This is a genomic window from Thauera sp. AutoDN2 (assembly GCF_051280715.1).
In the GTDB taxonomy this organism is placed as follows: domain Bacteria; phylum Pseudomonadota; class Gammaproteobacteria; order Burkholderiales; family Rhodocyclaceae; genus Thauera.
In genome coordinates this window covers 171,345-183,981 of record NZ_JBNCAR010000002.1, presented here as the reverse complement: position 1 = coordinate 183,981, position 12,637 = coordinate 171,345, and the positions used below count along the sequence as shown (strand labels likewise).

12 protein-coding genes and 1 tRNA gene are annotated in these 12,637 nt (G+C 64.3%); 4 read left to right on the top strand and 9 right to left on the bottom strand.

What is annotated here, in order from left to right; genetic code table 11:
* Window positions 1–121: 121 nt before the first annotated feature.
* Both ACPT9U_RS02210 and ACPT9U_RS02205 read right to left on the bottom strand, forming a co-directional pair.
* The gene (locus tag ACPT9U_RS02210; RefSeq protein ID WP_435749735.1) at window positions 122–1,312 is read right to left on the bottom strand and encodes a CaiB/BaiF CoA transferase family protein; all 1,191 of its coding nucleotides are present in this window, start codon (window positions 1,310–1,312) and stop codon (window positions 122–124) included.
* 2 nt (window positions 1,313–1,314) lie between these two features.
* Complete coding sequence (locus ACPT9U_RS02205) at window positions 1,315–2,511, bottom strand: acyl-CoA dehydrogenase (protein ID WP_435749782.1); 1,197 nt, start codon at window positions 2,509–2,511, stop codon at window positions 1,315–1,317.
* Window positions 2,512–2,720: 209 nt separating this feature from the next.
* Here ACPT9U_RS02205 and ACPT9U_RS02200 point away from each other — a divergent pair, with 209 nt between their 5' ends.
* Window positions 2,721–3,494 carry an IclR family transcriptional regulator gene (locus ACPT9U_RS02200; RefSeq protein WP_435749733.1) on the top strand — a complete coding sequence of 258 codons (774 nt, stop codon included), beginning with the start codon at window positions 2,721–2,723 and terminating at the stop codon, window positions 3,492–3,494.
* A gap of 159 nt (window positions 3,495–3,653) precedes the next feature.
* Window positions 3,654–4,403, top strand: coding sequence for an NAD(P)H:quinone oxidoreductase (gene wrbA, locus ACPT9U_RS02195; RefSeq protein ID WP_435749731.1), 750 nt, complete (start codon window positions 3,654–3,656; stop codon window positions 4,401–4,403).
* Between the two features lie 279 nt (window positions 4,404–4,682).
* Here the strand turns inward: wrbA and ACPT9U_RS02190 are convergent.
* The 4 genes from ACPT9U_RS02190 to rpsU form a co-directional block, all read right to left on the bottom strand.
* Window positions 4,683–4,761, bottom strand: a tRNA-Ile gene (locus ACPT9U_RS02190).
* 9 nt (window positions 4,762–4,770) lie between these two features.
* A complete protein-coding gene (rpoD, locus tag ACPT9U_RS02185; protein ID WP_435749730.1) occupies window positions 4,771–6,783 on the bottom strand; it encodes an RNA polymerase sigma factor RpoD in 2,013 nt (670 codons plus the stop codon).
* Between the two features lie 48 nt (window positions 6,784–6,831).
* Entirely contained in the window at window positions 6,832–8,727 is a 1,896-nt protein-coding gene (gene dnaG / locus ACPT9U_RS02180) for a DNA primase (RefSeq protein WP_435749781.1), read from the bottom strand.
* Window positions 8,728–8,874: 147 nt separating this feature from the next.
* Window positions 8,875–9,087, bottom strand: coding sequence for a 30S ribosomal protein S21 (gene rpsU, locus ACPT9U_RS02175; protein WP_004260978.1), 213 nt, complete (start codon window positions 9,085–9,087; stop codon window positions 8,875–8,877).
* 138 nt (window positions 9,088–9,225) lie between these two features.
* Here rpsU and tsaD point away from each other — a divergent pair, with 138 nt between their 5' ends.
* A complete protein-coding gene (gene tsaD / locus ACPT9U_RS02170) occupies window positions 9,226–10,254 on the top strand; it encodes a tRNA (adenosine(37)-N6)-threonylcarbamoyltransferase complex transferase subunit TsaD (RefSeq protein WP_435749729.1) in 1,029 nt (342 codons plus the stop codon).
* A gap of 20 nt (window positions 10,255–10,274) precedes the next feature.
* Here the strand turns inward: tsaD and plsY are convergent, their stop codons facing one another.
* A complete protein-coding gene (gene plsY, locus ACPT9U_RS02165) occupies window positions 10,275–10,886 on the bottom strand; it encodes a glycerol-3-phosphate 1-O-acyltransferase PlsY (protein ID WP_435749727.1) in 612 nt (203 codons plus the stop codon).
* Between the two features lie 159 nt (window positions 10,887–11,045).
* On the opposite strand from plsY, the gene ACPT9U_RS02160 reads away from it, so the two are divergent.
* A complete protein-coding gene (locus tag ACPT9U_RS02160) occupies window positions 11,046–11,420 on the top strand; it encodes a dihydroneopterin aldolase (RefSeq protein ID WP_418364851.1) in 375 nt (124 codons plus the stop codon).
* Between the two features lie 130 nt (window positions 11,421–11,550).
* Here ACPT9U_RS02160 and ACPT9U_RS02155 read toward each other — a convergent pair whose 3' ends face one another.
* Complete coding sequence (locus tag ACPT9U_RS02155; RefSeq protein ID WP_435749725.1) at window positions 11,551–11,910, bottom strand: H-NS histone family protein; 360 nt, start codon at window positions 11,908–11,910, stop codon at window positions 11,551–11,553.
* A 174-nt stretch (window positions 11,911–12,084) separates the two neighbouring features.
* Window positions 12,085–12,573: a Cys-tRNA(Pro) deacylase gene (gene ybaK, locus ACPT9U_RS02150; RefSeq protein WP_418364853.1), complete on the bottom strand. Its 489-nt coding sequence runs from the start codon at window positions 12,571–12,573 to the stop codon at window positions 12,085–12,087.
* Between the last annotated feature and the right edge of the window lie 64 nt (window positions 12,574–12,637).

Below are 12,637 nucleotides of genomic sequence, written 5' to 3'. Positions count from 1 at the left end.
TGGTCGTATTGGCTGAGGCCGGATCTTGTGCCCGGCTTGGGCGGTGAAACTGTGCGTCGGGCGGCACCCTGGAGGCAATGCGTGTTTGCCCGAACCTTGATACCCCGAAGGCGATTGAATTTCAGTCGATTGCGCCCTCCCTGCGCAGGGTTTCAATGCGCGCCTCGTCCAGCCCGAGGACGCGTTGGAGGACGTCCTCCGTGTGCTCGCCCACCGCGGGAGGCGCATGACGGTAGGCGGGTGGCGTCGCCGACAGGTGAAGCGGATTGGCGAGCTGGGGGATGCCGCCGATTTCGGCCCTCATGCGGCGGTGGCGGATCTGTGGGTCTGCGAATACGCGCGCAAGGTCGTTGATCGGGCCGCCTGGTACGCCCGCCGCCTCGAGCGCCCGCACCCAGTCGTCGGTACTGCGCATCACCGTCGTCTGACGCAGCAGCGGGATCAGGGTCTGGCGGTGCTCGACCCGTGCCGCGTTGCTCTCGAAGCGAGCATCCGTGATCCACTCCTCGCGCCCGGCAAGGCGACAGAAGGCGGCCCACTGGCGGTCATTGCCGATCGTGAGCACGATATCCCCGTCCGCGGTCGGAAAGGCCTGGTAGGGGACGATGTTGGGATGCGCGTTACCCATGCGCGTGGGTGCCTTGCCCGAAACCAGGTAATTCATGGCCTGGTTGGCCAGGCAGGCGACCTGTACGTCCAGCAGCGCAAGGTCGATATGCTGACCTTCGTTCGTGCGCTCACGGTGTGCGAGCGCGGCGAGAACCCCGACCGTGGCGTAGAGCCCGGTCAGGATGTCGGTGAGCGCCACGCCCACCTTCTGCGGTGGCCCGTCCGGCTCGCCGGTGAGACTCATCAGACCGCCCATGGCCTGCAGCAGGAAGTCGTAGCCGGGGCGCTCGGCATAGGGGCCGTCCTGCCCGAAGCCGGTGATCGAGCAGTACACCAGGCGCGGGTTGAGCGCCTGCAGGCTGGCGAAATCGAGCCCGTACCGCTTCAGCCCGCCGACCTTGTAGTTCTCGATCAGCACGTCGCAGTGCATGGCGAGTTCGCGCACCAGCGCCTGCCCCGCGGGATGGGTGATGTCCACCGCCACCGATTCCTTGTTGCGGTTGGTGGAGAGGTAATACGCCGCATCGCGCCGGCCGTCTGCTTCGAACCAGGGCGGGCCCCAGGCGCGGGTGTCGTCGCCGCCACCGGGGCGTTCGATCTTGATCACCTCCGCGCCAAGGTCGCCCAGCAGTTGCGAGGCCCACGGGCCCGCGAGCACGCGTGACAGGTCGAGCACGCGCAGGTGTGAGAGGGCGCCGGCCATGGTCAGCAGAAGGCCTGGATGCCGGTCTGCGCGCGGCCGAGGATCAGCGCGTGGATGTCGTGTGTCCCCTCGTAGGTGTTAACCACTTCGAGATTGACCAGATGGCGCGCCACGCCGAACTCGTCCGAGATGCCGTTTCCGCCCATCATGTCGCGCGCCATGCGGGCGATGTCCAGTGCCTTGCCGCAGGAGTTGCGTTTCATGATGCTGGTGATCTCGACCGCAGCCGTGCCCTCGTCCTTCATCCGGCCCAGGCGAAGGCAGCCCTGCAGGCCCAGGGTGATCTCGGTCTGCATGTCAGCGAGCTTCTTTTGTATGAGCTGGTTGGCCGCCAGCGGGCGACCGAACTGCTTGCGGTCGAGCACGTACTGGCGCGCGGTGTGCCAGCAGGACTCTGCCGCGCCGAGTGCGCCCCACGCGATGCCGTAGCGTGCGGAGTTGAGGCAGGTGAAAGGCCCCTTCAGGCCGCGGATATCGGGGAAGGCGTTCTCCTCCGGGCAGAAGACCTCGTCCATGACGATCTCGCCGGTGATCGATGCACGCAGCCCGACCTTGCCGTGGATGGCAGGCGCGGACAGTCCCTTCCAGCCCTTCTCGAGCACGAATCCGCGGATGCGCTCGACCCCGTCCTCATCCTGGGCCTTGGCCCAGACCACGAAGACGTCCGCGATCGGGCTGTTGCTGATCCACATCTTGCTGCCGCTGAGCAGCCAGCCCCCCTCCACGCGCCTCGCCCGGCTCGCCATCGAGCCTGGATCCGAGCCGTGGTCGGGCTCGGTGAGGCCGAAGCAGCCGATCCACTCGCCCGTCGCCAGCCGTGGCAGATACTTGCGCTTCGTGGCTTCGGTGCCGAACTCGAAGATCGGCACCATCACCAGCGAACTCTGCACGCTCATCATCGAGCGGTAGCCCGAATCGACGCGCTCGATCTCGCGGGCGATCAACCCGTAGCTGACATAGCTCAGTCCCGCACCGCCATATTCCTCGGGGATGGTCGGCCCGAGCAGGCCGAGCGCACCCATCTCGCGGAAGATCGACGGGTCGGTGCGCTCGTGGCGGAAGGCTTCCGTGACGCGTGGCAGGAGCTGGTCCCCCGCAAAGGCGCGCGCGGTATCCATCACCATGCGCTCCTCGTTACTCAGCTGCTGGATGAGTAGCAGCGGGTCATCCCATTGAAAAGAGGCTGTGCTGGACATGATCAAATCCGGTTGAAGTTCCGCTGTGCAGAACAAATAATCATCAATGTGCTGGAATCGTTGCAAATATTGCGCCGAATGAGAAGCGGGATGCGCACTCAATCGCCATAGAATCGAAAAATTTCATAGAGTGTTCCGCTATGCAGAACAGAAAGGCTGGGGTGTCGCGGGGGGCAGAAGAGGCCTCTGGGGATGGCGTCGATCGTCAGTTCGTGACGGCGCTCGCCCGCGGGCTCGAACTGCTGCGCTGCTTCTCCAACGACGCCCGCCTGCTGTCCAATGGTGAGCTGGCCGAGCGCACCGGGCTCGCCAGGTCGACCGTTTCCAGGCTGACGCATACCTTGGTGCAGCTTGGCTACCTTGGCCTGGATGACGCATCGGGGCGCTATCGCCTGACCAGTGCGGTGCTGGCGCTGGGTCATGCCGCGCTCGCCAATGTCCACGTGCGCGAGATGGCCCGGCCGCTGATGCAGGATCTGGCCGATTACGCGCAGGCCTTGGTGGCACTTTCCGCGCGTGATCGGCTCAGCATGATCTATCTGGAAAGCTGTCAGCCCCGCTCGCTGATGACGCTGAAGGTGAGCGCGGGAATGCAGCTGCCGATTGCCTCCACCTCGATGGGGCGCGCCTTCCTGTGTGCGCTGCCCGACGCGGAGCGCCGCTTCCTCGTCGAGCAGATCCGCTTGCGTGACCCCGAGGCCTGGCCGGCCTTGGCCGAGGGCTTGCTGCGCGCCGACGAGGAGTTCCGCGAGCACGGCTACTGCACTTCGTTCGGGCATTGGAACCGTGACACGCATGCGGTCGCGGTTCCAATGCGGTGCCCGGGTCAGGATCTGTTGGTCCTCTCGGCGAGCGGGCCGGCCTATGCGCTCACCCGCGAGCGGATCGAGCGCGACCTGGGACCGCGGCTGGTCTACCTTGCGCGGGGAATCGAAGCGGGGGCGACAGAACGAGATGCCAGTTCCGAAGGGGCGGTAAGTGACTGACCCGTTGTCGGTTGCCTTGCAGTCTCCGCCATGCGGCGTGAGGCGCGGCGAGTTTGACCGCTGGTGCGTACAGACGGCCGATTCCCCGCTGCCAACGCGACATGGCGCATCGACGGGCGCGACCTTGCGGGTTGAGGGGGGTATCGTCGAGCGCACCGCATGATGCATGAGAAGCCAGAAGGCAATCTGCGACATCGCGCGTGGCGCGGCCTGCCTATACTGCAGGATGCCCGGACCGCCCACGCGGGCGCCAGGCGCTTGAACGGCAGTTCCTTGCTGCACGATCAATCCCACGGAGAAAACGCCATGACCAAGGTACTTGTTCTGTACTACTCGTCGTATGGACACATTGAAGCGATGGCATCCGCCGTCGCCGAAGGCGTGAGGGAAACAGGGGCACAGGCGACGATCAAGCGTGTCCCGGAGTTGGTGCCGGAGCAGGTTGCCCGATCGTCCGGCATCAAGCTCGACCAGGTCGCGCCGATCGCCACGGTGGCCGAGCTCCCTGACTACGACGCGATCATCTTCGGTACTCCGACCCGCTTCGGCAACATGGCCTCGCAGATGCGCAACTTCCTCGACCAGACCGGTGGCCTGTGGGCCAAAGGCGCGCTGATCGGCAAGGTCGGGAGCGTGTTTGCCAGTACCGCGACCCAGCACGGCGGCCAGGAGACGACGATCACCAGTTTCCACACCACGCTGCTGCATCACGGCATGGTCATCGTCGGCGTGCCGTACTCGGAAGCACGCCAGACGATCATGAGTGAAATCACGGGTGGTAGCCCCTACGGCGCGACCACGCTCGCCGCGGGTGATGGTTCGCGCATGCCGAGCGAGAACGAGCTTGGCATCGCCCGGTTTCAGGGCCGGCACGTCGCGGCAATCGCCGCGAAGCTTGCCGCGGGATAGGCAGGCGCCGAGGGCCTAGGGGGCCTGAGCGCAGACGTTGCATCTGGGTGTGCCCAGCCAGCGCCATTACGGCTCGCCACCATTCGGAGACCCGGAGTGCGCAGCCGAGACTGGAGTGCACTGATGCGGGGCTTGAGAGCGGTGGCAGCGATCCACAAGCGGTGTGCGTGGCGAGTAGCGGCGAGGCGCTGGAACTCCGGGAGAACGGAGAACGCGCATGCTCTGAAAAGGAAAGCAAAACGCCAGCCCCGAAGGACTGGCGTAAGTGCTTGATGTAACTGGTGGGCCCCCTGGGAGTCGAACCCAGCACCAACGGATTATGAGTCCGCTGCTCTAACCAGGCATGAGCTAGAGGCCCGGTGCTGCCTTACTGGTCGCTATCCAGGAAACTGCGCAGTTTTTCCGAGCGGCTCGGGTGACGCAGCTTGCGCAGGGCCTTGGCTTCGATCTGGCGGATACGCTCGCGGGTGACGTCGAACTGTTTGCCGACCTCTTCCAGTGTGTGGTCCGTGTTCATCTCGATGCCAAAACGCATGCGCAACACCTTGGCCTCGCGCTGAGTCAAGGAGTCGAGCACTTCGCAGGTAGCGTCGCGCAGGCCGGAGTACATCGCGGCCTCGGCCGGGGCCAGGGTCGCGGTGTCCTCGATGAAGTCGCCCAGGTGGGAGTCGTCGTCGTCGCCGATCGGCGTCTCCATGGAGATCGGCTCCTTGGAGATCTTCATGATCTTGCGGATCTTCTCCTCGGGCATCTCCATCTTCTCGGCCAGCGTCGCGGGATCGGGCTCCTGGCCGGTTTCCTGCAGGATCTGGCGGCTGATGCGGTTCATCTTGTTGATCGTCTCGATCATGTGCACCGGGATGCGGATGGTGCGGGCCTGGTCGGCGATCGATCGCGTGATGGCCTGGCGGATCCACCACGTGGCGTAGGTCGAGAACTTGTAACCGCGGCGGTATTCGAACTTGTCCACCGCCTTCATCAGGCCGATGTTGCCTTCCTGGATGAGGTCGAGGAACTGCAGGCCGCGGTTGGTGTACTTTTTGGCGATCGAGATCACCAGGCGCAGGTTGGCCTCCGTCATCTCGCGCTTGGCGCGGCGCATCTTGGCTTCGCCGGTGGACATCTGGCGGTTGATGTCCTTCAACTCCTTCAGCGGGATGCCGAGCCTGTCCTGGAGGTCGATGAGCTTTTGCTGCTCTTCGAGTACGGCCGGGTGAATGCGCATCAGGCCTTCGGCGTAGTTCTTGCCGGAGGCAATCTCGTCCTTGAGCCAGTCCAGCTTGACCTCCTGGCCAGGGAAGACCTTGATGAAGTGCGTCCGCGGCATACCGGCGCGGTCGACGCACAGTTGCAGGATCTGACGCTCGTGTGCGCGCACCTGTTCGACCATGTGGCGGACCGAGTCGCACAGCTTCTCGATGGCCTTTGCTGTGAAGCGGATGTTCAGCAACTCGTCGGAGATCTGCTGCTGCAGCGCGAGATAGGACTTGTCCTGCGAGCCCTTTTTCTCGAGCGTGGCCATCTTCTTCGTGTACAGCTCGCGGATGACACCGAAGCGGGCGAGAGCATCGTTCTTGAGCTGCAGCAGCGAGGCGGCATTCGCGCGCTCTGCGCTGTCGGCGCTGTCCTCGTCCTCGTCCGAATCGTCGCTGTCATCCGCGTCGGTTTCATCGTCTTCGGCGGACGCGGCGGCGCTTTCGTCTTCACCGTCGTCCTCGGCGCCTTCCTCGCTGCCTGCGTTCGGGTCGATCAGACCATCGATCAGCTCGTCGATCTTGGCCTCGTCGACAGCGATGCGGTCGACGATCTCGAGCATCTCGGCGATCGTGGTCGGGCAGGCGGAGATTGCCTGCACCATGTGCTTGAGACCATCCTCGATGCGCTTGGCGATCTCGATCTCGCCCTCGCGGGTCAGCAACTCGACCGTCCCCATCTCGCGCATGTACATGCGGACCGGATCGGTCGTGCGCCCGAATTCGGAGTCGACGGAGGACAGCGCCTGTTCGGCTTCCTCTTCGGCGACATCCTCGTCGACATTGGTGGCGACGCTGTCCGACATGAGCAGGTCTTCGGCGGCAGGCGCCGCGTCATAGACCTGGATGCCCATGTTGTTGAAGGTCGCGATGATGCCCTCGATCTGTTCCGCATCGGCGACGTCGTCCGGAAGGTGGTCGCTGATTTCGGCGTAGGTGAGATAGCCGCGTTCCTTGCCGAGCGTGATCAGGGTCTTCAGGCGCGTACGACGCACCTCCGCGTCGAGCGGGGTGGCGGCGGGGCTTTCAACGACGGGGGCTGCCTTGTCCTTGGCCTTCGCCTTGGAGGGGCGCCCCTTGGCGGAGGGCGCGTCCTTGCGCGGATCCTTGGCTTTTTCGCGTGCCATAGCACTCCTCAGGTGAGGGTGTAAGAAATAGGGAAACCGAAAATTGTACTATAAATCTGAGACTTTGCCGCTGCTGGCCAAGTTCCGCTTCTCCATGAGCAGGCCGTTCAGGCGATGGCGACGGGGCGCGTCGAGGCCTTCCTCGCGGTCCTGCTTGAGAAGAAGGTCGATTTCCTTGCCGATTGCGTCCATCTGCAGTTTGCGCAGTGCGTCGTCGAAAAGGGCCTCCACCACGCTTTCGTCGAACTCCGCTTCGACCAGCTCGGCCGCCACGCGTGAGAGCGTGTCGCCGTGCGGAGTGTCGCGGAAGCGCTCGATGAGTGCGCCCAAGCCGTTGGCCGGAATCGCCTCGCCCAGACTGAGCAGGTCGATGATGGCGATCAGCGCCTGGCCTTCAGGGCTGTCATCCGGAACCAGGGCCACGGGCAGTCGCGCTGCCCAGGTCGGATGCTGCATGACGAGGCGCAGCAGGGTGCCCGCGGTCGAGGGCGGCTTGCGGCGCCCTCCGGGCCGCGGGCGTGGGGTCGGAGTGCCCCTGGGGCGGATGCGTGACGTACTTGTAGGGGTGGAGGTGGCGTCATCCGTGCGCGCACCGTGATTGCTCGCCGGTGAGGGCGAGTGTGCTGCCGGCTGTGGGTCCGAACCGCGCCTGCGTTTTGCGCTGCTGGCGATCTGTTCGAACGCGTATTCGACCTCCGCCTGGGTCATGCCCGCGCTTTCCGCGACGGCCTTGATGACCTGTAATCGAAGCAGGGGGGCGGCGATTCGGGTGACGAGCGGCGCGGCTTCGTGTACGAACGCGGCGCGACCCTCGGCGCTCTCGAGGTGATGGCGACTGCGGAGTTCCTGGATCAAGAATCCGGCCAAGGGTGTGGCGGCGCTGGCGGCGGTGCGGAATGCTTCGACGCCTTCGGCGCGCACAAAGGAGTCCGGGTCGTGCTCGGCAGGCAGGAACAGAAAGGCCAGCGTGGCGTCGTCGCGCAGGGACTCCAGTGCATTCTCGAGGGCACGCCAGGCTGCACGGCGACCGGCAGCGTCGCCGTCGAAGCAGAAGACGATGCGATCGGTCTGGCGCAGCAGGGTGTGCACGTGCTGTGGCGTGGTGGCGGTGCCCAGTGTGGCGACCGCGTTCTCGAGCCCATATTGCGCGAGGGCGACCACGTCCATGTAGCCCTCGACCACGACCGCAAACCCCGCATCGCGGATCGCCTTCTGCGCGAGGAAGAGTCCGTACAACTCGCGCCCCTTCTCGAACAGCGGCGTTTCGGGCGAGTTGAGGTACTTGGGCTCTCCCTTGTCCAGCACGCGGCCACCGAAGGCGATGATGCGCCCGCGGCGGTCGTGGATCGGGAACATGATGCGGCCGCGGAAGCGGTCGTAGCGCCGCCCCTGGTCGTTGTCGATCACCAGACCTGCGTCGGCCAGCGTCTTGGCTTGATAGTCGGAAACGGTCTCTTTCAGGCTTTGCCAATCGTCTGGTGCAAAGCCGAGACCGAAGCGCGCTGCAATCTTTCCCGACAGCCCTCGGCGCTTGAGGTACTCGACTGCATGCGGCGTGGTCTTCAGCTGGTCCTGGTAGAAGCGCGCGGCGATCCCGAGCGCCTCGTAGAGCGGCTCGCTGATGTCGTTGTGTACCGTGCTGGCGCTGCGGCCGTCGTCCGGCACCTGCAGGCCGACCTGCCCCGCGAGTTCCTTCACGGCATCGACGAAGCCCAGTCCGCTGTATTCCATCAGGAAGCCGATGGCGCTGCCGTGAACGCCGCAACCGAAGCAGTGGTAGAACTGCTTCGAGGGGCTGACCGAGAAGGATGCGGACTTCTCGCCGTGGAAGGGGCAGCAGGCGAAGTAGTTCGCGCCGCTCTTCTTCAAAGGCAGGTAGCGCTCGATGACGTCGACGATATCGACGCGGGTCAGCAGTTCCTGAACGAAGGACTGTGGGATCATCGCGCGCAAGGACGACTGCGCGCGCCTGCCAGATCCGTCATGGATGGCGGCGGCGGTGCGCGCAGATCAAAAAGCATCACGCCGGGCGAAGGTCAACGAACCTTCGGCCGGCGTGCGGGCGTCCCCTGAAGCGGGGCGCAGCAGGGCTCAGTACAGCTTCGGCGGCAGCATCTGGCTGCGCAGGCGCTTGTGGTTGCGCTTGACTGCGGCTGCCAGCTTGCGCTTGCGCTCGGCGGTGGGCTTTTCGTAGAACTCGCGCGAGCGCAGTTCGGTCAGCACACCGGTCTTCTCGATGGTGCGCTTGAAGCGGCGGATCGCAACTTCAAACGGCTCGTTTTCCTTGACGCGGATACCGGGCATTGCGGACTTCCTTGGGTGTCTGGTGGGCAGAAAGACCGCGAATATAAACTAGGGCTCCGATGAAGGCAAGAGGTGTGGCGCGCGCGACCCGCCCGCCGGAGGTTAGAATGCGACATCCAAAAAAGGGCTTCCGTTCTCATGAAAGTTCTCGGCATCGAAACCTCCTGCGACGAAACTGGGGTGGCGATCTACGATACTGGCGCGGGTCTGCTGGCGCATAGCCTGCATTCCCAGATCGATCTTCACGCGGCCTACGGTGGCGTAGTGCCGGAGCTTGCTTCGCGCGACCACATCCGCCGGCTTCCGCTGCTGCTGAAGCAGACCTTGGCGGAAGCCGGGTTGCAGGCGAGTGATCTCGATGCCGTAGCCTACACAGCAGGGCCGGGACTGGCCGGGGCGCTGCTGGTGGGGGCGAGCGTGGCCGAATCCTTCGCCATGGCGCGGGGCATTCCGGCGCTGCCGGTGCACCACCTCGAAGGGCATCTGCTTTCGCCGCTGCTGTCGGCCGACCCACCACAGTTTCCGTTCGTTGCGCTGCTTGTGTCCGGTGGACATACCCAGCTGATGCGGGTGCGGGGCATCGGTGACTATGCGCTCCTGGGTGAGTCGGTGGATGATGCAGCGGGTGAGGCCTTCGACAAAACAGCCAAGCTGCTGGGATTGGGCTATCCGGGAGGTCCGCAACTGGCGCAGTTGGCCGAGCAGGGGGTGGCGGGGCGGTTTCGTTTGCCGCGTCCCATGCTGCACTCCGGCGACCTCGATTTCAGCTTCAGCGGCTTGAAGACGGCAGTGCTGAACGTCGTTTCCGCGCCGGGCTGGAACCCCGGCGATATGGCTGACCTTGCAGCGGAGTTCCAGCAGGCGGTGGTTGAGGTCTTGTGCGCCAAGGCGCTGGCTGCGCTGAAGAAGGTGGGCCTGAAAACTCTGGTGGTCGCTGGCGGCGTGGGCGCGAACAGGTGCCTGCGGACAACGTTGGATGCCGCGCTCGCGGCCAGGGGGGGGCGGGTGCATTACCCGGAGCCCGCGCTGTGCACCGACAATGGCGCGATGATCGCCTTTGCGGGCGCCATGCGCCTGGCTGCGGGAGACGGTGCGCCGGAGGCCCCCGCCGTGCGTGTCAAGCCGCGCTGGCCGATGACTGAACTTCAGCCGCCGGTTCGGATCTGACGCGCCTTGCCGATCCGGGTTCAGGATTCGGGCGGGTTGTCCTTCTTCCTGCCGCCGATCTTGCCTTCCGTACCCGCGCGCAGGCGAGCGATGTTTTCCTTGTGGCGCCATACGAGCGCAGCCGCCATCACGGCGAGCACGCCCGTGGCGAACTGCGGGCCGAGGAACTGCAGGGCCGCAAAGGGCGCCGCGATTGCCGCGGACAGCGCTGCAGCCGACGAGTAGCGGGTGGTGTAGGCAATCATCAGCCAGATCACGGCGCTGAAGATGGCGACCCGTGCATCCACGCCGGCCAGCACGCCGAGCGCTGTGGCGACACCCTTGCCGCCGTTAAAGCGCAGGAACATCGAGAATGCATGGCCAAGGAAGGCCGCCAGGCCGGCGAGCGCCGCCTGTCCCAGATCAAAGCCAAGCTGTGTGGCCGCCCAGACGGCGAGCCAGCCCTTTGCGCTGTCGCCGATCAGCGTCAGTGCGGCTGCGAACTTGTTTCCGCTGCGCAGCACATTGGTGGCGCCCGGGTTGCCTGAGCCGTATTTGCGTGGGTCCTGCAGGCCGAAGAGCTTGCTGGTCACGATTGCGAAGGGGATGGAGCCTAGCAGGTAGGCGGCGGCGAGCAACAGCAGAAGGGACATCTTGGCTCCGCGACCCGCTTTGCGCGGGTAGATCCGTTACGGACTGCATGAAGGGGCGGCGTGTCGAAGCATTGGGCAAGCCCCGTGCTGTGCGTGGCAATCACGCGGCAGGCTGGCTTGGGCACGTTAGAATCGCAGGGATTCTAAACGGGAAGCAGCATGGATTTCATCTTTATCGAAGAATTGCGGGTCAAGGCCTGGGTCGGCATCTACGCGCGCGAGAAGACCGGACCGCAAACCGTCGAACTCAATCTGACCTTCGGCGTGCCAGACGCTGCCGCCGAGCATGACGACATTGCCGACACGATCGACTACGCGGTGGTGACCGAACGTATCCGAAAGGAACTATCGGAACGGCATTTCAACCTGATCGAAAGTCTGGGTGAATTTGTCGTCAATCTGCTTTTCGAAGAGTTCGGTGCGCCGTGGGTGAAGCTGAAGGTCGCCAAGATCGGCGTAATGAAGGATGTGCGGCGTGTTGGTGTGCATATCCAGCGCAGCCGCGCGGGCGTGGTTGTTCCGCCTGCGGCATGAAAAGAAGCCGCCCTTGCAGCACGGGCTGGCTGCAAGGGCGTGGTGATGTGTTCCGCCGGGCAGATAAGTGTCAGCGCAGAAAGGTCTGCGCTGAATCGCGCCCCCGGGGGGAATCGGCGCGATTCCCCGATCAGACTGCGAGTTCGTCCAGCGACTTGCCTTGCGCCAGCCAATCCAATGCCCATTGGGGCTTGCGGCCGCGGCCGCTCCAGCCTTGGTCCGGGTTGGCGGGGTTACGGTACTTGATGACGGGCGCAGCCTTCACTTTCTTCGGGCCGGGCCGGCGGCCACGACGGGTCGGCTTGTCGTCACTTGCCGCGGGGGTCGCGCCTTCGAGCAGGTCGCCGAGCGACAGGCCTTCGTCGGCCGCCATCTTCTGCATGCGCTTGAGAAGATTGCGTCGCGTCACGTCACTGCGGCGGCGGATTTCTGCTTCGATCTTGCCCTGAAGGCGGCGCAATTCGGGAAGTGTATAGCTGGAAAGATCCATTTTATTCAGGCTCCAGGGCGTTCTTGATTCAGGTAATTGACACCTGCTTTCCGCGTCAATTGTGCCACCTTTCAAACGGAGAGATAAAGTGTTTTCATTTCGTGCGCGATCTTCTTTACACCCTTCTCCGCAACCGCTCTGATCGGGAAGGATGATCGGTTCCCGCTCCGCCGTTCAATTTGCTGCCGACACCAGCACAGGGGTAAGCGCGCGCATCAGATCGTGCGGATGAATGCCGACCAGAAATCCACGTCGGCCGCCGTTGATGTAGATCAGCGGGAGATCGAGGATGCTGCGTTCCATATATACCGGCATCTTGCGCCGGGTGCCGAAGGGTGATGTGCCGCCGATCAGATAACCGCTATGCCGGTTAGCGGTTTCGGGCTTGCAGGGCTCGACATGCTTGCAGGAAATCTGGCGCGCCAGTTCCTTTGTGGAAACCTTGCGGTCGCCGTGCATCAGCACCACCATCGGTTGGTTATTTTCGTCCTCCATGATCAGGGTCTTGATGACAGAGTGCTCGGAAACATTGAGCTCCCGCGACGAAACCTCGGTTCCGCCGTGCTCCTCGTATTCATAAAGATGGGCCGAGAATGCGATGCCATGCTGGCGCAGGAAACGGGTGGCGGGCGTTTCGGGGGCGTGCTTTTCGTTCTTGCTCATGATTTATCCGAGGAGCCGGGAGTGGTTGTCGTCAAAAGGACCGCAGCCAATCGTGCGCGTCCGG